Below are 23,510 nucleotides of genomic sequence, written 5' to 3' on the forward strand. Positions count from 1 at the left end.
TAAGCTAAAGGAGGAAAATCCTTTAATAATAAAGAAAGTAGTAAAGGTATTTAGAAAAATCACTTGGTAGCCTATTAGGTTCATATAAATATAAAAGAATGTCAGGCCGTCATGTAAAGACGGTCTTTTTGTATAGGTACAGAATTTTCAAGATATTATTACTCCTAATGATAGTAAAATTTTGTAACCTTTCTTGAGGCTTAAACGATTAATAAATGAATACTTAATTGAGGGGGGAAAAAGTTGCTGGATTTTGAGAACTTGGAAAAAAAGATTATTGAAATCTATCGTCTTTACTATTTAGATGTTTATCGATTTCTCACTTGTTTCACTGGAAATCAAAATGATGCAGAGGACTTGACTCAAGAAGTGTTTATTCGTGTATTGAACAATTTATCTAATTTTAGTCCTGGTAACTTAAAGACTTGGATTTTTTCGATAGCAAAACATACTGCCGTTGATCATTATAGAAAGAAAAAATTCAGCTCAATATTTAGTGATGGATTTTTTAAGCAAATGGTTTCAAACGATTTGGAGCCTAATAACTTAATTGAGCAAAATGAAATGAAAAAGCTTGTTCATACAGCCATTTCAAAGTTAAAACCAAACTATAGGGCTGTAGTAATACTAAGAGGTATAAATGAATTTTCAATTAAAGAGACATCTGAAATCCTACAATGCAGCGAATCAAAGGTAAAAGTAGACTATCATAGAGCATTAAAAGAACTTAAAAAGAAATTAAACATTGATGCAGAGGAGGTTTTTGGAAATGCAAACTGATAAGGAATTGTTTGATCTAATTAAAGAAACTTATCCACTTAATCCTAGTACAGATTTTGTATTAGATACATCTAATAAACTTAGACAAACCGCAAGGAAATTAAATAGAAAAAGAAGAATTAAAAAATTTTCATTTGCTTCAATTAGTATAGTAATTTGTGCTATTGCTATGTCATGGTTTTTCTTTTTTGGCGGTACAGACGTACTTAACAATAATCATAAAAACCTTGGAAAAGGATATATGTCTTCTTCAGTTAATGAACAAGAGCCTTTAGTCTATATATATCAATCACATAATACTGAATCATTTTTTTCAGAATCTAAAACCAAAGAACCTAACAATGCATTTCATGAAACGAAAAATATCACATTAGTTGGAGAGAGATTATGCCAATCATTAAAAAAGAGTGGTATTAATTCCATTCATGATGAAACCAATATAACGAAGATTTTAATAGAAAAAGGCTTACCGTTTAGCGACTCATATAAAGTCTCAAGAAAACCTTTAGAAGATGCCATCGTGAATAATAAGTCTATTAAAATGGTATTTGATATACACAGAGATTCACGAAAAAGAAGTGATACTACCATTGAACTAAATGGAAAAGATTATTCCAGAATTGCATTTATAGTATCCAGTTCAAGTATTAATTCCGATGAAAACGTGAAGTTTGCTGAAATCCTTCATGAAAAAATAGAAAAAAAATATCCTGGTTTATCTAGAGGAGTGATTGTTAAACAAAATTTAAAAAAACAAAACACCTACAATCAAGACGTTATAGAGAATTCAGTGCTGTTAGAAATTGGTGGAGTCGAAAACACATTACAAGAGGAATATAGAACAGTAGATGTTATTGCAGAGGTTATTGAAGAAATTCTTAAAGATGAGAAATAAACTTGAGCTAGTTTTTAGCGATTTATGGTTAACCATCGGGTGCTTTCCTTCTTTCCTTATTTAAATAAATCTGCAGGATAGTGCAAGTAAAGGGCTTTATGCAAAGACGCACTGCGAACAGCTTGCTAAATATAACTGTTTGCAGTGCGTCTTTTTCTGTCTAGTATCTTAACGAAATATTCACGATCTTATCACCAAATTTTACTTCAATGTGCTGTTCGGAATCATCTAGAATTCCATAGCTAATGTTGTGAACAAGGACGTTTTCTTTAATTAGTCCCTCAAAACATTGAATTTTTTCTCTAATTTCATCTGTTGCTGAAATGTGGATCGATATATACTTCTCGACAGGTAAATCTAATTTTTTTCGAGTATCTTGAATCGATCTGATTAATTCTCTAACTTGGCCTTCCTCCACTAGTTGAGGTGTGAGTTTTACGTCTAATAGCACCTTTAACTGCTGATCGCCAGCCATCTCAAAGCCAGGCGCAACTACATATTCTACATTAATATGCTCTTTCAGTAATGTTGCCATTTGCTCCTCTAGATTTATTTCTAGTTGACCATCATTTAGTAACACTCGCTTCTCGGCATCTAGTATATTATCGACAAATTGTTTGACTGCGTTTATCTGCTTACCGAATGCAGCACCAGCTGTTTTGAAATTCAATTTAAAGACAGTCGATTCATATTGTGATAAATCTTCTGTATAAACAACATGTTTAACATTTAACTCGTTTTTAATGATATCTGTATAGTCGTGTAGAAGATGTTTTCCTTCTTTGCGCCATACAATCATTTGTTGTAAAGGTTGCTTAACCCTCATGTTTTTGGCATTGCGAATGCTGCGTCCAAGCTCCACTATTTTTTGGATCGTTTGCATGTCTGCTTCTAAATCAGGTTTGATCATGGAAGCATTCGCTTTTGGATAGTCTTGTAAGTGTACGCTATCATGATGAAGCTTCAAATGGATATCTTCTGACACAAATGGTACAAAAGGAGCTAACATGCGGCTTATTGTACTAAGTGCTTCAAATAGCGTTGAATAAGCGGCTCGTTTATCTTCTGTAAGCCCAGATGCCCAAAATCGATTTCTTGATCGTCGAACATACCAATTGCTCAATTCATCAACTAAAACTGCAATTTCTCGTGTGGCTTGGGTAAATTGATAACGTTCCATATAGTCATTAACGAGTTTGACTGTACTATGCAGGCGAGAAAGTATCCACTCATCTAAGATTGTTCTCTTTCCTGTTTGCTGTCGATCATATATATAGCCATCTATTTTGGCATACATGGCATAAAACTTATAGGTATTATCTAATGTATCAATCAATTTTGATTTTGCATCTTGCACAATCTTTTTTGAAAAGCGTTTCGGATTCCACGGTGAGCTATCAACTAAGAAGGACCAGCGAAGTGCATCTGCACCGTATTCCTTCATAAGTTCAATAGGATCCAATGCATTTCCTTTACTCTTAGACATTTTCTGGCCATGTTCATCAAGCACATGTCCGAGTGACAAGACGTTTTTATACGGTGCTTTTCCTGAAAATAGTGTGGAAACAGCGAGTAGGCTGTAAAAAAATCCTCTCGTCTGGTCAATTCCTTCGATGACGACATCCGCAGGGAATTGTGTTGTGAATTTTTCTTTGTTTTCAAATGGATAGTGATGCTGAGCAAACGGCATCGAGCCACTATCAAACCAAACATCAATAACTTCAGGCGTTCGTTGCATAGTACCTTCACATTTCGGACAGGTACATAGTACTTCGTCAATATATGGCTTATGCAGCTCGATATCGTTTAATACCGGCAATGTTGCTAGTTTTTGTAATTCCTCGATACTGCTAGGTGCTTCTTCGTGATTACAATCATGACAAACCCAAACATTTAAAGGTGTACCCCAGTATCGATTTCTGCTTATATTCCAATCAACAAGATTTTCAAGGAAGTGACCAAATCGTCCATCTTTAATATGCTCTGGATACCAAGTAACAGTTGCGTTGTTATCAAGCATTTCCTCCTTTAATGACGACATCCTGATAAACCAGCTATCTGTTGCGTAGTAAAGTAAAGGAGAGTCACATCTCCAACAATGTGGGTAGCTGTGCTCATATTTTTCTTTATGATAAAGCGTGCCTTGTTCAGAAAGCATTTTAATAATATCAACGTCGCAGTCCTTCACAAATCTACCTGAAAGCTCTACAACGTCAGCGGTGTATTGTCCTTGTTGGTCGACGACATTAATAAAGGATAAATCATTTTGCTGAACGGTTTTATAATCATCTTCACCGTAAGCTGGGGCAATGTGAACAATACCTGTTCCGCTGTCTTCTGTGACATAATCTGCTAAAACGACCTGGTGTCCTTTCTCAACAGTTACGTAATTAAATGGTGGGGCATAATGGACTCCTTCAAATTCAATGCCACTATGTTCACTTAACATGTTTACATGATCACCAAGGACTTTTTCTACTAATGATTTAGCAATGATGTAAACCACATTTTCTTTTTGTGCTCGCACATACGTTAAGGTTGGATTCATGGCTAGTGCAACATTTGCCGGCAGTGTCCAAGGTGTTGTTGTCCAGCCTAAGAAATATTCTTCGTCTGCATCAAGACGCTTGAATTTTACAGTAGCTGATAAATCTTTTACATCTTTATAGCCTTGGGCAACCTCGTGCGAACTTAAAGAAGTTTGACAGCTAGGGCAATATGGCGATACGCGATGCCCTTTATACAGGAGGCCATCTTTGTGAACTTTACTTAAAATGTTCCATACCGTTTCGATGTATTCATTGCTTAAAGTCAGATATGGACTGTCCATATCTACCCAATAACCTAATTCTTCTGTAAATGAACGCCACTTTTTCTCGTAGGTAAATACGCTTTCCTTACATTTATTGATAAAAGACTCTATGCCATACCGTTCAATTTCATGTTTTCCTGAAATACCAAGTTGTTTTTCAACTCCAAGCTCAACTGGAAGACCATGTGTATCCCAGCCAGCCTTTCTTTCTACTTGGAAGCCTTGCATTGTTTTATACCGAGCTACCACATCTTTAATCGTTCGCCCAAACGCATGACCTACATGGGGCAGACCATTTGCTGTTGGTGGTCCTTCATAAAAAACAAAAGGTGTCTTGCCTTCTCTTGATTGAACAGACTGTCTAAATGTGTTTTTTTCTGTCCAATAATGACGGATATGTTCTTCACGAAGAGTAACAGTTTCCTTACTTTCATTCACATTCATAGATATCGCTCCTATACAAAAATGTTTAAAAACACACAAAAAACCCCGTCCCAAGTAAAGGGACGGGGTTAACCGCGATACCACCCTAATTCTATTGATCCGATCAATAGCACTTAGCAACGTACAATCATACGTGTTCCTTGTAACGGTAGACGCCCGATTAGACTTACTATAAGATTCAGTCTAACTTCTCAGAGAGGATTTTCACGTAATACTCGAACACTGACTTGCACCAAAATGTCAGCTCTCTGTGGATCAAGACGAAACGCTACTTTTTCTCATCAACGAATTTGTATGCTTTTATTGGAATTTATTGTAACAGACATAAAAATAGCTGTCAAATAGTTCTGGAATTAAGATTTAAGGGATTAAAACAGCCCCTTTGAGGTGGTTCTTTTCTATTTTTTTATTAGGATATAATGATAATCTGAGCTTAGCATAAGCGGCATTTGTTAAGAACAAACAAATATGAAATATCATTTTGCATCCTGGAATGTCTTTAATAACGTGGCATTGACGAGTATAAGTTGGAAATCACCTTCGAATATATTCTAGATTGGTTTCCCATAAACCCTTGTACTTTCCACTACTGCATCGGTTACATTTTTAAGAGGATACCTAATTGATATATCTATATATTTATATAAAAATTAAAAAACGATAATTTTTTTAGTCAGGGTGTTGATTTTTATTAAAAATGATAGTAAGATAATAATCCTCAGCTGATAGATAAATAGTAAATGAAAAGTTTTTTATAAATTTATCTTTTAGTTGTTGACAATACCTAGTATACTTTGATAAGATGTAATCCTGTTGTTAACACAGCAGAAATTATTTTAAAAAAGTATTTGACACTTTGAGATTGAGATGGTATATTGATATTCCGCCTCAAAAAATAGTTCTTTGAAAACTAAACAAAGCAGAAACGTCAACGTTAATTCTATTAATATATTAAGAGCTAATCTTACTCTTTATTGGAGAGTTTGATCCTGGCTCAGGACGAACGCTGGCGGCGTGCCTAATACATGCAAGTCGAGCGGACTTGTGAGAGCTTGCTCTCGCAAGTTAGCGGCGGACGGGTGAGTAACACGTGGGCAACCTGCCTGTAAGACTGGGATAACTTCGGGAAACCGGAGCTAATACCGGATAATTCTTTTCTACACATGTAGGAAAGCTGAAAGATGGCTTCGGCTATCACTTACAGATGGGCCCGCGGCGCATTAGCTAGTTGGTGAGGTAACGGCTCACCAAGGCAACGATGCGTAGCCGACCTGAGAGGGTGATCGGCCACACTGGGACTGAGACACGGCCCAGACTCCTACGGGAGGCAGCAGTAGGGAATCTTCCGCAATGGACGAAAGTCTGACGGAGCAACGCCGCGTGAGTGATGAAGGTTTTCGGATCGTAAAACTCTGTTGTTAGGGAAGAACAAGTACCGTTCGAATAGGGCGGTACCTTGACGGTACCTAACCAGAAAGCCACGGCTAACTACGTGCCAGCAGCCGCGGTAATACGTAGGTGGCAAGCGTTGTCCGGAATTATTGGGCGTAAAGCGCGCGCAGGTGGTTCCTTAAGTCTGATGTGAAAGCCCACGGCTCAACCGTGGAGGGTCATTGGAAACTGGGGAACTTGAGTGCAGAAGAGGAAAGTGGAATTCCACGTGTAGCGGTGAAATGCGTAGAGATGTGGAGGAACACCAGTGGCGAAGGCGACTTTCTGGTCTGTAACTGACACTGAGGCGCGAAAGCGTGGGGAGCGAACAGGATTAGATACCCTGGTAGTCCACGCCGTAAACGATGAGTGCTAAGTGTTAGGGGGTTTCCGCCCCTTAGTGCTGCAGCTAACGCATTAAGCACTCCGCCTGGGGAGTACGGCCGCAAGGCTGAAACTCAAAGGAATTGACGGGGGCCCGCACAAGCGGTGGAGCATGTGGTTTAATTCGAAGCAACGCGAAGAACCTTACCAGGTCTTGACATCCTCTGCCAACCCTAGAGATAGGGCGTTCCCCTTCGGGGGACAGAGTGACAGGTGGTGCATGGTTGTCGTCAGCTCGTGTCGTGAGATGTTGGGTTAAGTCCCGCAACGAGCGCAACCCTTGATCTTAGTTGCCAGCATTCAGTTGGGCACTCTAAGGTGACTGCCGGTGACAAACCGGAGGAAGGTGGGGATGACGTCAAATCATCATGCCCCTTATGACCTGGGCTACACACGTGCTACAATGGATGGTACAAAGGGCTGCGAGACCGCGAGGTTAAGCGAATCCCATAAAACCATTCTCAGTTCGGATTGCAGGCTGCAACTCGCCTGCATGAAGCCGGAATCGCTAGTAATCGCGGATCAGCATGCCGCGGTGAATACGTTCCCGGGCCTTGTACACACCGCCCGTCACACCACGAGAGTTTGTAACACCCGAAGTCGGTGGGGTAACCGTAAGGAGCCAGCCGCCTAAGGTGGGACAGATGATTGGGGTGAAGTCGTAACAAGGTAGCCGTATCGGAAGGTGCGGCTGGATCACCTCCTTTCTAAGGATATATAGAAGTATTTCATACTTCTTAAATAAGACGTTTCTTGTTCGTTCAGTTTTGAGAGAATAATCTCTCAAAACTTTTGTTCTTTGAAAACTAGATAATGAAATGAAGAAGAATAACCGAGTAATCGCCATTTTAGTTTTCTCTCTTATTTATTCATTGAGTAAGAGTACAAACCATGAGGACAACGTTAATCGTTGACCGAAGTAGGTTAAGTTAGAAAGGGCGCACGGTGAATGCCTAGGCACTAGGAGCCGATGAAGGACGGGACTAACACCGATATGCTTCGGGGAGCTGTAAGTAAGCTTTGATCCGGAGATTTCCGAATGGGGGAACCCCCTATCCGTAATGGGATAGGATCTTTACCTGAATACATAGGGTATTGAAGGCAGACCCGGGGAACTGAAACATCTAAGTACCCGGAGGAAGAGAAAGCAAACGCGATTCCCTGAGTAGCGGCGAGCGAAACGGGATTAGCCCAAACCAAGAGGCTTGCCTCTTGGGGTTGTAGGACACTCTACACGGAGTTACAAAGGAACGAGGTAAATGAACAGGTCTGGAAAGGCCGGCCATAGAAGGTAAAAGCCCTGTAGTTGAAACTTCGTTCCCTCCAGAGTGGATCCTGAGTACGGCGGGACACGTGAAATCCCGTCGGAAGCAGGGAGGACCATCTCCCAAGGCTAAATACTCCCTAGTGACCGATAGTGAACCAGTACCGTGAGGGAAAGGTGAAAAGCACCCCGGAAGGGGAGTGAAAGAGATCCTGAAACCGTGTGCCTACAAGTAGTCAGAGCCCATTAACGGGTGATGGCGTGCCTTTTGTAGAATGAACCGGCGAGTTACGATTACATGCGAGGTTAAGTTGAAGAGACGGAGCCGCAGCGAAAGCGAGTCTGAATAGGGCGAATGAGTATGTGGTCGTAGACCCGAAACCAGGTGACCTACCCATGTCCAGGTTGAAGTCCAGGTAACACTGGATGGAGGACCGAACCCACGCACGTTGAAAAGTGCGGGGATGAGGTGTGGGTAGCGGAGAAATTCCAATCGAACTTGGAGATAGCTGGTTCTCTCCGAAATAGCTTTAGGGCTAGCCTCATGTAGTAAGAGTCTTGGAGGTAGAGCACTGTTTGGACTAGGGGCCCTCATCGGGTTACCGAATTCAGACAAACTCCGAATGCCAAAGACTTATCCATGGGAGTCAGACTGCGAGTGATAAGATCCGTAGTCAAGAGGGAAACAGCCCAGACCACCAGCTAAGGTCCCAAAGTATACGTTAAGTGGAAAAGGATGTGGAGTTGCTTAGACAACCAGGATGTTGGCTTAGAAGCAGCCACCATTTAAAGAGTGCGTAATAGCTCACTGGTCGAGTGACTCTGCGCCGAAAATGTACCGGGGCTAAACGTATCACCGAAGCTGTGGATTGACATCTACGATGTCAGTGGTAGGAGAGCGTTCTAAGGGCGTTGAAGCTAGACCGTAAGGACTGGTGGAGCGCTTAGAAGTGAGAATGCCGGTATGAGTAGCGAAAGATGGGTGAGAATCCCATCCACCGAATGCCTAAGGTTTCCTGAGGAAGGCTCGTCCGCTCAGGGTTAGTCGGGACCTAAGCCGAGGCTGAAAAGCGTAGGCGATGGACAACAGGTTGATATTCCTGTACCACCTCTTTACCGTTTGAGCAATGGGGGGACGCAGGAGGATAGGGTAAGCGCGCTGCTGGAATAGCGCGTCCAAGCAGTTAGGCTGCAAGCGAGGCAAATCCCGCTTGCATAAAGGCTGAGCTGTGACGGCGAGGGAAATAAAGTACCGAAGTTCCTGAATCCACACTGCCAAGAAAAGCCTCTAGCGAGGGAAAAGGTGCCCGTACCGCAAACCGACACAGGTAGGCGAGGAGAGAATCCTAAGGTGAGCGAGAGAACTCTCGTTAAGGAACTCGGCAAAATCACCCCGTAACTTCGGGAGAAGGGGTGCTCATTTGGGTGAATAGCCCGGATGAGCCGCAGTGAATAGGCCCAGGCGACTGTTTAGCAAAAACACAGGTCTCTGCGAAGCCGTAAGGCGAAGTATAGGGGCTGACGCCTGCCCGGTGCTGGAAGGTTAAGAGGAGGGGTTAGCGCAAGCGAAGCTCTGAATTGAAGCCCCAGTAAACGGCGGCCGTAACTATAACGGTCCTAAGGTAGCGAAATTCCTTGTCGGGTAAGTTCCGACCCGCACGAAAGGCGTAACGATCTGGGCACTGTCTCAACGAGAGACTCGGTGAAATTATAGTACCTGTGAAGATGCAGGTTACCCGCGACAGGACGGAAAGACCCCGTGGAGCTTTACTGTAGCCTGATATTGAATTTCGGTACAGCTTGTACAGGATAGGTAGGAGCCTTGGAAGCCGGAGCGCTAGCTTCGGTGGAGGCATCGGTGGGATACTACCCTGGCTGTATTGAAATTCTAACCCGCACCCCTGATCGGGGTGGGAGACAGTGTCAGGTGGGCAGTTTGACTGGGGCGGTCGCCTCCTAAAAAGTAACGGAGGCGCCCAAAGGTTCCCTCAGAATGGTTGGAAATCATTCGAAGAGTGTAAAGGCATAAGGGAGCTTGACTGCGAGACCTACAAGTCGAGCAGGGACGAAAGTCGGGCTTAGTGATCCGGTGGTTCCGCATGGAAGGGCCATCGCTCAACGGATAAAAGCTACCCCGGGGATAACAGGCTTATCTCCCCCAAGAGTCCACATCGACGGGGAGGTTTGGCACCTCGATGTCGGCTCATCGCATCCTGGGGCTGTAGTCGGTCCCAAGGGTTGGGCTGTTCGCCCATTAAAGCGGTACGCGAGCTGGGTTCAGAACGTCGTGAGACAGTTCGGTCCCTATCCGTCGTGGGCGCAGGAAATTTGAGAGGAGCTGTCCTTAGTACGAGAGGACCGGGATGGACGCACCGCTGGTGTACCAGTTGTTCTGCCAAGAGCATCGCTGGGTAGCTATGTGCGGAAGGGATAAGTGCTGAAAGCATCTAAGCATGAAGCCCCCCTCGAGATGAGATTTCCCATAGCGTCAAGCTAGTAAGACCCCTGAAAGATGATCAGGTTGATAGGTTTGAGGTGGAAGCGTGGTGACACGTGGAGCTGACAAATACTAATCGGTCGAGGACTTAACCAATAAAATATTTAATGATGATTGTCAGTTATCTAGTTTTGAGGGAATAAACCTCAGTTTAATACAGTCTGGTGGCGATAGCGAGAAGGTCACACCCGTTCCCATCCCGAACACGGCAGTTAAGCTTCTCAGCGCCAATGGTAGTTAGGGGCTGTCCCCTTGTGAGAGTAGGACGTCGCCAGGCCAAACCCTAATAAGGGTTATTTTTTTGCCAAAATTAGTTGGCCCGTTGGTCAAGCGGTTAAGACACCGCCCTTTCACGGCGGTAACACGGGTTCGAATCCCGTACGGGTCACCAATATGGAGGATTAGCTCAGCTGGGAGAGCACCTGCCTTACAAGCAGGGGGTCGGCGGTTCGATCCCGTCATCCTCCATTATATTCTTTATGTCAGTGTAGCTTAATTGGTCGAGCAGCTGACTTGAAAAAGGATAACTAGTCATATCGTGTGATATGGTTAGTTATCCTTTTTCTATTTTAGAGACAATTTATCCCGCGTTAACGGGCTGTAAGACCCCCATCTCAAAATTGAGAGAGAAGCGAGGAAGATAGGTGGGGGACAACTGCCCGTAAAAGCCCGATTGGTTCAACTAACCATCAGTGGGGATGAAAAAAACCCCCACTGACGGAAGTTTCACTTTATTTAAAAGTGTTATGCGAGAATTTAAGTCTTTTATTTAATAGCTCAGCTTGCGATAAAGCCTGACTATCCTTTAGGATGTCACCAGGCTGATTGGCTTCACCTAAAATATAAGATGAAAACCTCATATTTAAAAAATCGAAAGTATATTGGAATTGCTGAATAAGAGGGAGCCCTTTAATTCTTGGTTCGTCACCACCTACAGCTAGAACAATTGCTTCCACTTTCTTTAAATGTTCTTTAAACTGTGGATACCTTTCAACACGTATGGCGTGACTAAGTCGATCAATCATGTTTTTCATTATGCCTGACATACTGTACCAGTATATGGGCGTAGCAAAGATAATCACATCGTTTTCCATAAATGCCTTGATTACTTGATCATAATCATCATCTACTGTTTGAAATCCTGTTTTTGTATGACGTAAATCATTAATTGGTTGAATAGTTAAGTCCTTTATATATACCTTTTGATGTTTTATCCCTTTCAAGACCGTATCTGCAAGTAATTCACTGTTACTTTCTGTTCTTGAGCTACCTATAAATGTAGCGATTTTCATTATCGATCACCTCTTCTATACATTAGTATAAGAAAAGTTTATACTCAAATTATCCATCAATAAAGATGAATATTTTGATTAAATCAATCGATAAAACCGATTTAGGGGGATGTGAAATTTGGAAATTAAACATTTGCATACGTTTTTAACTGCAACGAAAACCTTGAACTTTACTCAAACTGCTAAAATACTAGATTATGCACAATCAAGTATTACTGCTCAAATTAAGTCACTAGAAGAAGAGTTAGGAATGCCATTATTCGAGCGGCTTGGGAAACGCATCTACTTAACAGAAGCAGGCAATCAGCTGAAACAATACGCGCAAAAGATGCTTGATCTTGACCAGGAGATGAGGCAAGTGTTAGCTGGTCAAAATGAGTCCAATGTAGTTTTAACGATTGGTGCACAGGAAAGCCAATGTTCATATCGACTTCCAGTTATTTTGCAATCATTTAAACAACGTCACCCACAGGTCAGACTGATTTTTAAACCTGTTCATACGAAAGATATCGCAAAGGATTTACTGCAATCAGGCACTCTCGACTTAGCTTTCATCACCGACACCTTTAAAGAGATGCCTACGCTTCATAAAGAAATGTTAATTGAGGAAGACTTAGTATTCATAGCATCTCCTTGGCATCATTTAGCGAAAAAAAATCCCGTAACCGCAGAAGAAATCGGACAAGAAACGATCCTGTTAACAGAAAAGGGCTGCTCCTATCGAACTCAGTTTGAGCATAGAATTCAATTTGAAGGTGTTCATCCAGAACATATTATTGAATTTGCTAGTATAGAAGCCATCAAACAATGTGTGATGGCCGGATTAGGTATTTCCCTTTTACCTAAAATGGCGGTAGAAAAAGAACTTGATCGGGGTAGTATTATCGAAATACCCACATCTATCGATTTAGAATCGGTATTCACAGAGATTGCTTGGCATAAAGACAAGTATATTCCCTCTTATCTTGAGGATTTTATCCAAATATCACGAGATCAATATAAAGTTTTCAACGAGAAAACGAGTAATAAAAAATGATAAAAAAGGGGATTTAGTGGATGATGTTAATCCTCGCGCTCATAAAAATCCACTATCCTCTTTGCCATACCATAAATACTTTTCTTTAACGAGTTAGGACGAATAACCTTTATTTGATCCCCAAAACCTAGAATAAATTCACTTGCCTCTTGTTCCGTATCAAAGCACAGTTTTGCAGGGATCCATCCATTATCAGAAGGTGAATCCATTTTTATTATTTGAACAAATCTCCCTGTAAACTTTATTCTCGGAACGATAGACGAAGAAACTTCAACATCAACCTCATATTTGGGTAGACTTTTAATAAATTCTTTTGTAGAGTCATTCCAATATTGAGTTAAATCAAAGTCATTTGGCCGGGAGAACAATTCATCCGTCAACGATACAAACTTAATTCTTGAGGCTCTATAATTTCGGATTTTTTCGTTTGCGGAAGCAATTAAATACCATGTACTTCCTTTAGCTACTAATCCGAACGGGCTAACAACTCTCTCAATGCATTCCCCATCTGCCCGTTCATATTTAATTTGTAGTTTTCTTTCATCCCAAATGGCTTGTTGCAAAATTTTAAATGACTCAATTTTTTCAGGTGACTGTCTCCATGCGGTTGTATCAACATGAACTCGATTCCAAATATCATGGGAATTTTTCTGCAAGGTGCTCGGAATCGAAGCGAGAATTTTTTGACGTGCTTCCTGCCAATCTTTTGTTAAACCTAGATCAGTAAGTAATTGAAATGAAGGTGAAATAAGCAAAGATTTTAATTCATTGGCTTTTAAACCTGTTAAATTTGTCCGATATTGTTCAAGTAATCTCCACCCGCCAGATTTTCCCCGTTCAGCTACAATAGGAATACCTGCTGCACTCAATGCATCCATATCTCGATGAATGGTACGTCCAGTCACCTCTAATTCTTCGGCCAATTCATTGGTTGTTAATTTGCCTCTATTTTGAAGCAACAGTAATATTGAGAGTAGTCGATCCGCACGCATATTTATCACCTTTATTAAAAAATTTATCCCGCATAAACGGGCAGTAAGACCCCCACCTCAAGATTGAGAGAGAAGCGAGGAAGATAGGTGGGGGACAACTGCCCGTAAAAGCCCGTAAAATGAACACAGACTAAAAGCGCCACATCGTGTGGCAACGTCTGCGTGACCCACTTCCTGTGGGCCGCAACTAACCATCAGTGGGGGATGAAGGCCGACTAAGAACGCCACGTCCTGTGGCAACGTCGGCACTAGCACGTCCTGTGCGTCGAAAAACCCCCATTGATGGAAGTTTCACTTTATATATGACAAAGGATGTCATCATTATGTATTATACTATGGATATTCTAAAAATGGAGGGCGACATAAAATGAAACCTTTAGAAGGAAAAGTAGCTTTAGTAGCTGGTGGTACAAGGGGAGCCGGACGTGGTATTGCTATGGAATTAGGTGCTGCAGGAGCTACTGTTTATATAACTGGACGTACTACTCGAAACGAGATTTCTGAATACGGGCGCCCTGAAACAATAGAAGAAACAGCAGATTTAGTCAATGGTCTAGGCGGTATAGGAATCGCTGTTCAAGTAGACCATCTTGTACCTGAGCAAGTGCAGCTCTTAATTGAAAAAATTGAAAAGGAACAGGGGAGATTAGACATACTTGTCAATGATATTTGGGGAGGTGAATATTTAGTCGAATGGAATACTCCAGTTTGGCAACACTCCTTAGATAAAGGTTTCAGGTTGTTACGCTTGGCCATCGATACACATATCATAACAAATCATTACGCACTTCCTTTACTGATTAAAAATAAAGGAGGATTAGTTGTCGAAGTGACAGACGGTACAGAAGAATATAATAATAATAATTACCGATTATCTTTGTATTATGATTTAGCGAAAAGCTCCGTTAATCGCATGGCTAAGGCTTTGGCGCATGAACTTTCCCCTTATGAATGCACCGCTGTTTCTGTTACACCCGGCTGGATGCGCTCGGAAATCATGCTTGAGCATTTTGGAGTTAAAGAAGAAAATTGGCAGGATGCAACAAAGGCCGAACCTCATTTTATTATTTCTGAAACACCGCGTTTTATCGGGCGAGGAGTTACGGCAATAGCAAAAGACCCTAATAAGAATCGTATGAATGGACACTCACTATCAAGTGCTCAACTAGCTAAAATGTATAACTTCTTTGATGTAGATGGATCGCAACCAGATTGTTGGAGATATTTTGTTGAAGTTCAGGAGGCTGGAAAACCTGCCAATGCAGAAGGGTATAGATAAAATACTGTTTAACTAAAAAGTTAAAAACAGATGCTTTCCTACATGAAGTAGGAAGGCTTTTTTATTTTTCAACGAATGGGTGAAAAGTTAGAATAAGGGTGCTGCTACTGAAAATGATAAAATTTACGGAATAAATATTGCAAAAGAGAAACCAATAGATACTATTATTATTAAGTATCGTTATTTGGGTCTTTCATTCGAGGAAAAAATTAAGATTAATTAAATGGTTAACGTCACACATAATAAGGGAGCTAGAAATGAGAAAAGCTGCATTATTTTTTGTAACTATAGTTTTGTTTTTGACTTCTTGCCAAAAAATTTCTGATGCTTCTGTCATTACTTTAAAACAAGTCCTAACCTCTTTTGAAGAACAACAATTGTCACTAAAAGAAATTGAAGTAAGCAAAGACAACATTTTTGGAATGAAACTAAATGGTGTTAGACCTTATTCTTATGAATTAGAAGGTAAAAGCTTATTTGTATATATTTATAAATCAACCAAAGAACGGGAACAAGGTTTAGAAGACTTTCGCCATAAAACAGCAAACGCTAATATCGTTTCTTTCAGTAATTATGAGGTAAAAAATGTGCTGATATTTTATGTGTATGAAAAAGATTTAGATTTTGAAGTTGATAATAAAATTCAAAATGTCGTGAGTAAATTCAATGAAAGCTAGTCGTTGAATACATTCAATAGGATTGTTCCATTGAAAGATTCATGGAAAGGAAGGAAAAAGTCGGAATGAATTTTAATTATCTTTTCAAATTTATAAAATGAGGGGTTTCTACATGAAAGTAGGGACGCCTCTTTTTTAAGAATCTTTTCATTTATTAAGACAGTACATGACGCTATCTAAATGCTGAGTAATTGTACATGCACCCATATTCTCCCTCCTGCTTACTATTGATATATTTGAGCAGCTCAATATATTAATCTTTTAAAAAACGTATAAAGAATTCGTATTCCTAATAGAATGTACAAAACAACTAAAGTGGTGAGGATATGCGATGGAAGTAACGAACTATGTAGAGATAAAAGGTATGCATTGCGCTGCTTGTGCTGTAAGAATCGAGAAGGCTGTTGGGAAAATAGATGGCGTGACACATGTTAATATCAATTTAACAACTGAAAAAGGTCGTATTACTTTTCAGAAAGAACGGACAGGCATTTCGGAAGTGATCAATAAAATTAATAAAATTGGATTTGAAGCGAAAGAAATCATAGTGGAAAATGTCCCGACTGATCGTGAAAAGCGTAAAGAAATTAAGATCCTTCAATGGAATTTTTTTATTTCTGCTTTGCTTACTTTCCCTTTAGCATGGGCCATGTTTGCTCATTTCGAGTGGGCTTCCTTTATACAGGTTCCAAAGCTATTTATTAATCCGTTGTTCCAATTAGGCATTACGATCCCAATTCAGTTTATCATTGGGTTCCCGTTTTATGAAAGAGCTTGGAAGGCACTCAAAAATAGAAGTGCAAATATGGATGTATTGGTTGTATTAAGTACAACAGCGGCCTTTTTTTATAGTCATTATCTTACCGTTTCTTCTTTATTTTCAAAAAATCCTTCTCATTCTATTTGGCTGTTCTATGAAACAAGTGCATTTATTATTACATTCGTTTTACTAGGAAAGCTGCTAGAAGCAAAGACAAAATTGAAAACAACAGAGGCAATAAAAAAACTGTATCAATTACAAACCAAAACAGCTACATTGTTTGCGAATGGAAGAGAATTGAAGCTGCCAGTTGAGAACCTTTCTATCGGAGATGTCGTTTTGCTAAAACCGGGTGAAAAAGTTCCTATTGATGGACAAGTTATTAAGGGGAATTCACTGATTGATGAATCTTTGTTAACAGGCGAAAGCATTCCAGTTGAGAAGGGGATAGGGAAGTTTGTCTACGCTGGAACCATGAATCAGAATGGTGTTTTGACGATTAAAGTAACAAAGATAAACTCTGAAACGACTTTATCGCAAATAATTCGTATCGTAGAGGAGGCGCAATCCTCTAAAGCTCCTATTCAACATATAGCAGATAAAATTACGGGGATCTTTGTTCCCATTGTGATTATGATTGCGGTCCTGACATTTGTCGCTTGGTATTATGTTTATCTGCCAGGACATTTTTATGAGGCTTTAGAAAAGGTGATTACTGTCTTAATTATTGCCTGCCCTTGTGCACTTGGGCTGGCAACACCTACATCCGTTATGGTAGGGAGTGGACGAGCTGCCCAATTGGGAATTCTGTTTAAGGAAGGGAAATTTCTCGAATTGCTTTGTAAAAGTAATGTCGTCATTTTTGATAAAACAGGAACGATTACAAAAGGTGAAGCGAATATAACGAATATGTACGTGGAGCATTTCAGTGAAAATGCATTTTTAGAGATTATCGGTGCAGCTGAAAGTGCCTCCAATCACCCTCTAGCAAAAGCTATTGTAAAAAATGTGCATACGAAAATAAAGACCTTGCCAAGTGCAAGTCAAGTGCTGAACCTTCCAGGATATGGAGTAAAGGCCTCGGTTCATGGTAAGGAAGTGGTGATCGCGAATCCAAGGTATTATATGGAGAAAAATATACCCCTTCCTATTAAGGCTAATAATCTAGTAAAGGAATTAGAGCAAGAAGGAAAGACCGTAATGGTGGCCGTCATTAATTCAAAATTTGCCGGTATTATTGCGGTTGCTGATGAAGTAAAGTCATCTTCGAAAAAGGCTATTTTATTCCTGAAAAAACTTGGAATCGAAGTAATTATGCTGACAGGTGATAATCAAAATACTGCTAGGTCTGTTGCTCAAAAGGTCGGAATTCATAAATTTCGCGCAGAAGTAACACCTCAAGAAAAGGCAGAGATGATTAAGCATTTACAAAAAAAGGGCAATCGGGTTGCGATGGTAGGAGATGGAATTAATGACGCGCCTGCACTAGCTGTTGCAGATGTTGGAATAGCAATTGGAACCGGATCAGACATTGCCATTGAATCGGGAAATGTGACGATTATAACAGGTGATTTAATGCGGGTTGTCGATGCATTTACAATTAGCAAAAGAACGATGATCAATATAAAGCAAAACTTTGTCTGGGCGTTTTTTTATAATATTTTCATGATCCCTTTCGCGATGCTAGGCATTATGCCTCCTTGGCTGGCAGGAGCAGCAATGGCATTAAGCTCTGTTTCGGTTGTATTAAATTCACTTAGGTTAAGAAATGCTTAGGGCCTGCCACTCTGTTTAGGTTGAAAGTACTTGATGTTTTCAATGATCGAGAAGCAACAGGTACTTTGAAAAAGGAGCAGTCATCATTTTGACTGCTCCTTTCTATCCTAAATATGGAAATACCGAAAGAATATAAGTTTAATATTGTTTTAGGAACGTGTACAAATACCTGCGATCCATGTCGCAATATCATCAAAGACTTCCTCTCGGTTTGTTTCATTTAATATTTCATGACGTGCGCCTTCATAAAGTTTAATTGAAATATCTCCAATCCCAGCACGTTCGTATTGCTGATAAACTTGTGTTACACCTTTTCCGTTTTTACCAACAGGATCTTTATCTCCGGCAATTAAAAATAATGGAAGTGTCTTTGGTATTTTATTGATTTCTTCTGGACGATGGATTGTTAATAATCCAGTTAATAAATCTACGAAAAATCCAGCTGAAAAAATATTTCCGCATGCAGGATCAGCTATATATAGATCAACTTGCTTCTCGTCTCGGCTTAACCAATCGAAGGAGGTACGAGATGGTTTGAACTGTTTATTAAAGCTTCCAAAAGAGAGTTGATCTAACATGGGACTGGCTGTTCGCCTGCCTTTTTTTCGACATTCTCTCTCAGCAATGAACCTGCCCACTTTTCCAACTAATCCCGGATTCCCTCCAGTAGCACAGAAAATAGCGCCTGCAAGTTGATTGCCAAAAAGCTGAACATAACGTCTAGCGATAAATGATCCCATACTATGGCCAAATAAAATTATGGGGGCAGAAGGATGGTCTGTTTGGATAAGATCTGTGAGTTGCTTTACATCGCGAACGACCTGTTCAAAACCTTCAGAATCAGTAAAATAACCGGCATCTTCTTGTTTTTTTGCTGTTTGTCCATGCCCACGATGATCGTGACCGTATACAAGATAGCCTCTTTCCACTAAGTAGCGGGCAAAGTCTTCATAACGTAAAATATGTTCTGCCATTCCGTGAGCAATTTGAACAATTCCATTTATTGTTTCATTCTTAGGATCTGCCCATTTACAATAGAAAATCTCTGCACCATCTGCTGCTTGGAATGTAAAGTCTTCTCGTATCATAACGATTACCCACCTCATTTTTTATCAGCTATATTAATATCAAAATATTTTAAGGGATTAATATTATTGCGAAGTATTTCTTCTTATTGTATAACTAAATTACCATATTTAGACTTTTCTTGAAATAACGATTTTACCACAGGGAGGGAACTATTCATATGTTAATTAAGCCAAAGAAATTAGAGACAGGAGATTTAGTTGCGACAGTAAGCCCTTCATGGGGAGGGGCAGGTGACCCAGAACTTAGATGGCGTTATGAGCAAGGTGTTAGGAGATTAGAAGAAGTGTTTGGGCTAAGGGTTGTTCCAATGCCTAATAGCTTAAAAGGCAGTGAATATCTTTATCATAATCCGCAAGCTCGTGCGGAAGATTTGATGAATGCCTTTAAAGATAAGAGCATTAAAGCAATATTTGCGAATATTGGAGGAGAGGATAGTATTCGCTTGCTTCCTTATATTGATTTCAATGTTATTAAGGAGAATCCTAAAATTTTTGTGGGTTATTCTGATGTGACGATTTCACATTTATTTTGCCATCGGGCGGGTATTTCTTCTTTTTACGGTCCAGCGATTTTAGTAGATTTTGCAGAAAATGTAGAGATGGATCCCTATACAGTTGAAATGGTAAAGCGGACTTTCTTTTCAAATGAAGTGATTGGTGAAATTCCATCAGCTAAAGAATGGACGAGTGAGTTTTTGGAATGGGATGAAGTGAATAAGAATCGTCGGCGCAAGATGAAACAGAACTCGGGTTGCGAAATCCTTCAAGGATCAGGTGTTGTTAAAGGACGTTTGGTTGGAGGCTGTATGGAAGTGCTAGAGTTTGCTAAAGGAACCGACATTTGGCCCGCTCAGAAATATTGGGAGGATAGTATCCTATTCTTTGAAACCTCTGAAGAAAAGCCAGACCCAGGATTAATAAAGTATTGGCTGCGTAATTATGCGGCACAAGGCATTCTGCAAAGAGCGAATGGAATTATCTTTGGAAAGCCACTAGAAGAGATGTATTATGAAGAATATAAAGCAGAGATTCAAAGAGTCATGATGGAATATGATTTGGTAGATTTGCCGATTCTCTATAACATGAATTTTGGTCATACAGAGCCGAAGTTTATTTTACCGTATGGCGCTATGGCAGAGATAAATTGTGATAAGGGGACTTTTGCAATTTTGGAAAGCGGAGTACAGTAGATAATATTAAATAAAAACGGCCTCTTAAGATAAGTGTCTAAGAGGTCGTTTTTGTATTTTTAACATTCTTTTAGCCTAATGGGTGAACACCATTACTTACGTGAATGAACTTTCTCACCTTGTACCCAAACCTCACGAATGTTTTCTGGTCGAGTCAGATACATAATCTTTTGGAAGACATCATGTAAATCTTCATTTGCATCATAAATAGGTAGTTTAGCAGAATCTAATGCCGTATCGATAATCTGCACATCCCAAGTATAGTTTTCTGCTAAGCGCCCGATTGGTAAGCTTAAACTTTCACCACCGCCGGCAGTTGCGAAATAGAATGCTTCATTAATTGTGATGCGAGATTTTGGCATTCCGCGTTCTTGAGCAGGAAGAGTTGTATTCACTCCATCTTCTAACATTCTGGATGATATGACTGCTTGTCTAGCATTATCAAAAAGACTAGGTGAGAAGCCACCAGAAATGTCTGATCCTAAACCAATTTCAACACCCTTTGCATGCAAATGAGCGATTGGAATGACACTATTGGCAAAGTAAGCATTTGAGATGGGGCAATGGCAAACAGCGGTACCTGTTTCAGTAAATAAACCTGCATCGTCATCATCTAAGAAATTACAATGCGCCATGACAGACTTATCACGTAATAGACCAAAATCATGTAAAGCAAACGCGTCGTTCTTATTAAAGCGATCTTGCACATAGCCGTGCTCCCAATCACTTTCGCTGCAGTGAGATTGGACGTACGTATCATACTTCGCAGCTAATTCTCCTAAACCTTTTAACGCATCGTCGGTACAGCTTGGAATAAAGCGCGGCGTCACGACTGGATAAACACCCTGTTTTGTTGATTTCGCGAGTTCTTTGACAGCTAAAATAAATTCCTCTGTATCCGCTAATGCTGTTGGTGTATCAGCGTCACGATAATAGTCTGGGCTTTGTTCAGGATTGTCCATAACCACTTTTCCAACTAAACCGCGCTGTCCTTTTTCAGCGCAAATTTCGGCCAGTAATAAACTGGCTTCTTTATGAACAGTGGCAAAATAAAGTGCCGTCGTTGTTCCGTTTGCTAGGAGGGTGCTTACGACATCCTGGTAGACATTTTTCGCAAAATCTAAATCCGCAAATTTAGACTCAATTGGGAAGGTATACGTGTTTAACCAATCATAGAGCGGAATGTCTAAAGCAGTTCCAGCTTGAGCCCATTGCGGCGCATGTACATGCAAATCGATAAAACCAGGTAAAAAATACTGGCCTTCTGCTAAACGATGAAAGTTTTCTTCATTCCGATAAGCATCTAGTAAGATTTGATAGTCATCATCTTCTGGGGCAATGACTTTTTCAATCAATCCGTTAGCATTGATACAGAAAAGATAATCCTTTAAGATTTGTATTTCTTTTGATGACTTGCTGGAAAAAGCAGTCCCTTGGAAAATTTTTGTATAGTTTTTCATATATTACACCTTAATGTTTGGATTTTTGTAAGGATTAAATGATCCTTACTCAGTACTATGTTATCGCATGAAATAATCGATTAATAGGTTATTAAATGGTTCCCATTACTTTGCGGCCTTTTGGCTGCGTGTTATTTGGGTTAGGTTCTAGTGTAATCCCAATATCATCAAACGATTGATCTTTAGGCATACGGTAGGTGATCAAGCCGTTGCCGTTTTGATCTGGTTTTATTGTTCCGGCATTTTGGCGATTTCCGTTATTTAATAGCCATACTTGATATACTTCATCATCTTTAGTTCCCGGCATATTGTTTAACTCAATGATCAGGCTGTTGTCATGCCCTTCTTGGAGAAGGTAGGCGGTTCCGTTTGCTGAAGCAGCTGTATCCTGTCCTTTTAAATTAAACGTTCTCACAATCTGGGTAGGGGAAGCCATTTCGTCTTCTAACGCTGTAATGGTATCTTTTAAGTGGAGGTTATACCATAGTAACCCAGTAAAACTTATTATTAATATGGCCGTCATACCCGCAGATAACGGTGAAAAATGCTTCGTTAAGAATAATTTTATTGGATATAGAGGGCTTTCCTTTTTAGCTTTTTCGGTTTTATCTTCTTTAAAAATAAAGTCCATAACTTCCATTTTAAGTGAATCTGGAGCATCCACTTCCTCCATATCATAAGAAAGCGTCTGCCATGTTTCCTGCAAAGATTCTAATTCATTCTGACAGTGGGCGCATGTTTTAAGATGGCGTTTAAATTGTTCTTTTTCATGTTCAGACAGTTGATCGATTATATACAAAGACAGGTTTTCGCATTTATTTTCCATGCCGAACTCCTCCTGTTTCTTCGCTAAAATAATTTCGTAGTTTTTTTAAGGTTTGATTTAGACGGCTTTTAATGGTACCGAGCGGCTTCTCTTCCAGTTGTGCTATTTCGCTTAAGGAGTAGCCCTCCCAATACAACAAGTTGATAAGACGCTTTTGTGGTTCAGAGAGCTGGTGTTTTGCTTCTTGAATTTGCTGTTTTAATAGATTATTTGAAACTTCCTGCAGTACATGTTCTGACTGCTGTCCTTGGATTTTCTCCCATTCATTATGATCTAATTGGACCGTTCCTTTATGTTTATGTTCTTTACGAATCAGATCAATCGCAATATTTCGGGTAATGGTAAGAATCCAGTTTGCAAATTTACCCTGTGAAGCGCTGTAAGTCCGCTTTGTCGTCCAAAGACGGAGGAAAACCAGTTGGACAATTTCTTTTGTTTTCTCGGTGTCACCCTTTGTCATTTTTAATGAGAAGCTATAGATGAGATTTATGTAACGATCATACAGTTCTTCGAGTGCTGGACGATGATTTTGCACAATTAATTTAACCAGCTCTTCGTCCGACTTATTTTTCACAGCAAATTCTCCCCCTTTTTGAATCTGTTTTTAAATAGTATAAATCATAAGTT

14 protein-coding genes, 2 tRNA genes, 3 rRNA genes and 1 other annotated feature are annotated in these 23,510 nt (G+C 40.1%); of the genes, 12 read left to right on the forward strand and 7 right to left on the reverse strand.

The window, feature by feature from the left end; genetic code table 11:
- Positions 1 to 243: 243 nt before the first annotated feature.
- Together FSZ17_RS01570 and spoIIP are read left to right on the forward strand one after the other, a co-directional pair.
- The gene (locus FSZ17_RS01570; RefSeq protein ID WP_057776922.1) at positions 244 to 780 is read left to right on the forward strand and encodes an RNA polymerase sigma factor; all 537 of its coding nucleotides are present in this window, start codon (positions 244 to 246) and stop codon (positions 778 to 780) included.
- Positions 770 to 1,675 (forward strand): stage II sporulation protein P, encoded by a 906-nt coding sequence (gene spoIIP, locus FSZ17_RS01575; RefSeq protein ID WP_057776923.1) that lies wholly within the window; start codon positions 770 to 772, stop codon positions 1,673 to 1,675. The genes FSZ17_RS01570 and spoIIP overlap by 11 nt, the downstream gene beginning before the upstream one ends.
- Before the next feature lie 160 nt (positions 1,676 to 1,835).
- On the opposite strand, the gene ileS is transcribed toward spoIIP, so the two are convergent.
- The gene (gene ileS, locus FSZ17_RS01580) at positions 1,836 to 4,931 is read right to left on the reverse strand and encodes an isoleucine--tRNA ligase (protein ID WP_057776924.1); all 3,096 of its coding nucleotides are present in this window, start codon (positions 4,929 to 4,931) and stop codon (positions 1,836 to 1,838) included.
- Positions 4,932 to 4,986: 55 nt separating this feature from the next.
- Positions 4,987 to 5,225: a binding site (T-box leader), on the reverse strand.
- A gap of 677 nt (positions 5,226 to 5,902) precedes the next feature.
- Here ileS and FSZ17_RS01585 point away from each other — a divergent pair.
- The 5 genes from FSZ17_RS01585 to FSZ17_RS01605 all read left to right on the forward strand — a co-directional run bounded on the left by FSZ17_RS01585 (position 5,903) and on the right by FSZ17_RS01605 (position 10,975).
- Positions 5,903 to 7,453: ribosomal RNA gene (locus FSZ17_RS01585) — 16S ribosomal RNA — on the forward strand.
- Between the two features lie 215 nt (positions 7,454 to 7,668).
- A 23S ribosomal RNA gene (locus tag FSZ17_RS01590) occupies positions 7,669 to 10,603 on the forward strand.
- A 64-nt stretch (positions 10,604 to 10,667) separates the two neighbouring features.
- Positions 10,668 to 10,784, forward strand: a 5S ribosomal RNA gene (gene rrf / locus FSZ17_RS01595).
- The 16S, 23S and 5S rRNA genes sit together here with 2 tRNA genes alongside, the layout of an rRNA operon.
- A 39-nt stretch (positions 10,785 to 10,823) precedes the next feature.
- Positions 10,824 to 10,898: transfer RNA gene (locus FSZ17_RS01600), tRNA-Glu, on the forward strand.
- Between the two features lie 4 nt (positions 10,899 to 10,902).
- Positions 10,903 to 10,975: transfer RNA gene (locus tag FSZ17_RS01605), tRNA-Val, on the forward strand.
- A gap of 263 nt (positions 10,976 to 11,238) precedes the next feature.
- On the opposite strand, the gene FSZ17_RS01610 is transcribed toward FSZ17_RS01605, so the two are convergent.
- A complete protein-coding gene (locus FSZ17_RS01610) occupies positions 11,239 to 11,799 on the reverse strand; it encodes a flavodoxin family protein (protein WP_057776158.1) in 561 nt (186 codons plus the stop codon).
- Positions 11,800 to 11,917: 118 nt separating this feature from the next.
- On the opposite strand from FSZ17_RS01610, the gene FSZ17_RS01615 reads away from it, so the two are divergent.
- Positions 11,918 to 12,835, forward strand: coding sequence for a LysR family transcriptional regulator (locus tag FSZ17_RS01615; RefSeq protein ID WP_057776159.1), 918 nt, complete (start codon positions 11,918 to 11,920; stop codon positions 12,833 to 12,835).
- Positions 12,836 to 12,861: 26 nt separating this feature from the next.
- On the opposite strand, the gene FSZ17_RS01620 is transcribed toward FSZ17_RS01615, so the two are convergent.
- Positions 12,862 to 13,827 (reverse strand): helix-turn-helix transcriptional regulator, encoded by a 966-nt coding sequence (locus FSZ17_RS01620; RefSeq protein WP_057776160.1) that lies wholly within the window; start codon positions 13,825 to 13,827, stop codon positions 12,862 to 12,864.
- A 367-nt stretch (positions 13,828 to 14,194) separates the two neighbouring features.
- On the opposite strand from FSZ17_RS01620, the gene FSZ17_RS01625 reads away from it, so the two are divergent.
- The 3 genes from FSZ17_RS01625 (at position 14,195) to FSZ17_RS01635 (ending at position 18,319) form a co-directional block, all read left to right on the forward strand.
- Positions 14,195 to 15,106: an SDR family oxidoreductase gene (locus FSZ17_RS01625; protein ID WP_057776161.1), complete on the forward strand. Its 912-nt coding sequence runs from the start codon at positions 14,195 to 14,197 to the stop codon at positions 15,104 to 15,106.
- A 257-nt stretch (positions 15,107 to 15,363) separates the two neighbouring features.
- Positions 15,364 to 15,783 carry a hypothetical protein gene (locus tag FSZ17_RS01630; RefSeq protein ID WP_057776162.1) on the forward strand — a complete coding sequence of 140 codons (420 nt, stop codon included), beginning with the start codon at positions 15,364 to 15,366 and terminating at the stop codon, positions 15,781 to 15,783.
- Between the two features lie 331 nt (positions 15,784 to 16,114).
- Positions 16,115 to 18,319: a heavy metal translocating P-type ATPase gene (locus FSZ17_RS01635; protein ID WP_057776163.1), complete on the forward strand. Its 2,205-nt coding sequence runs from the start codon at positions 16,115 to 16,117 to the stop codon at positions 18,317 to 18,319.
- 149 nt (positions 18,320 to 18,468) lie between these two features.
- On the opposite strand, the gene FSZ17_RS01640 is transcribed toward FSZ17_RS01635, so the two are convergent.
- Positions 18,469 to 19,407 (reverse strand): alpha/beta hydrolase, encoded by a 939-nt coding sequence (locus tag FSZ17_RS01640; RefSeq protein WP_057776164.1) that lies wholly within the window; start codon positions 19,405 to 19,407, stop codon positions 18,469 to 18,471.
- A 158-nt stretch (positions 19,408 to 19,565) separates the two neighbouring features.
- On the opposite strand from FSZ17_RS01640, the gene FSZ17_RS01645 reads away from it, so the two are divergent.
- Positions 19,566 to 20,597, forward strand: coding sequence for a S66 family peptidase (locus FSZ17_RS01645; protein ID WP_057776165.1), 1,032 nt, complete (start codon positions 19,566 to 19,568; stop codon positions 20,595 to 20,597).
- 92 nt (positions 20,598 to 20,689) lie between these two features.
- Here FSZ17_RS01645 and guaD read toward each other — a convergent pair whose 3' ends face one another.
- The 3 genes from guaD to FSZ17_RS01660 form a co-directional block, all read right to left on the reverse strand.
- A complete protein-coding gene (guaD, locus tag FSZ17_RS01650) occupies positions 20,690 to 22,057 on the reverse strand; it encodes a guanine deaminase (RefSeq protein ID WP_057776166.1) in 1,368 nt (455 codons plus the stop codon).
- A gap of 91 nt (positions 22,058 to 22,148) precedes the next feature.
- Positions 22,149 to 22,883, reverse strand: coding sequence for an anti-sigma factor (locus FSZ17_RS01655; protein ID WP_057776167.1), 735 nt, complete (start codon positions 22,881 to 22,883; stop codon positions 22,149 to 22,151).
- The gene (locus FSZ17_RS01660; protein ID WP_057776168.1) at positions 22,873 to 23,457 is read right to left on the reverse strand and encodes an RNA polymerase sigma factor; all 585 of its coding nucleotides are present in this window, start codon (positions 23,455 to 23,457) and stop codon (positions 22,873 to 22,875) included. Before FSZ17_RS01660 ends, FSZ17_RS01655 begins: the two co-directional genes overlap by 11 nt.
- Positions 23,458 to 23,510: the final 53 nt, after the last annotated feature.

This window comes from Cytobacillus dafuensis (assembly GCF_007995155.1).
GTDB lineage: Bacteria > Bacillota > Bacilli > Bacillales > Cytobacillaceae > Cytobacillus > Cytobacillus dafuensis.

Coding starts and splice junctions, on each gene's coding strand:
- FSZ17_RS01620 (WP_057776160.1), bottom strand. CDS start 13,827: ATGCGTGCGGATCGACTACTCTCAATATTACTGTTGCTTCAAAATAGA.
- FSZ17_RS01635 (WP_057776163.1), top strand. CDS start 16,115: ATGGAAGTAACGAACTATGTAGAGATAAAAGGTATGCATTGCGCTGCT.
- FSZ17_RS01640 (WP_057776164.1), bottom strand. CDS start 19,407: ATGATACGAGAAGACTTTACATTCCAAGCAGCAGATGGTGCAGAGATT.
- spoIIP (WP_057776923.1), top strand. CDS start 770: ATGCAAACTGATAAGGAATTGTTTGATCTAATTAAAGAAACTTATCCA.
- FSZ17_RS01645 (WP_057776165.1), top strand. CDS start 19,566: ATGTTAATTAAGCCAAAGAAATTAGAGACAGGAGATTTAGTTGCGACA.
- guaD (WP_057776166.1), bottom strand. CDS start 22,057: ATGAAAAACTATACAAAAATTTTCCAAGGGACTGCTTTTTCCAGCAAG.
- ileS (WP_057776924.1), bottom strand. CDS start 4,931: ATGAATGTGAATGAAAGTAAGGAAACTGTTACTCTTCGTGAAGAACAT.
- FSZ17_RS01625 (WP_057776161.1), top strand. CDS start 14,195: ATGAAACCTTTAGAAGGAAAAGTAGCTTTAGTAGCTGGTGGTACAAGG.
- FSZ17_RS01610 (WP_057776158.1), bottom strand. CDS start 11,799: ATGAAAATCGCTACATTTATAGGTAGCTCAAGAACAGAAAGTAACAGT.
- FSZ17_RS01655 (WP_057776167.1), bottom strand. CDS start 22,883: ATGGAAAATAAATGCGAAAACCTGTCTTTGTATATAATCGATCAACTG.
- FSZ17_RS01630 (WP_057776162.1), top strand. CDS start 15,364: ATGAGAAAAGCTGCATTATTTTTTGTAACTATAGTTTTGTTTTTGACT.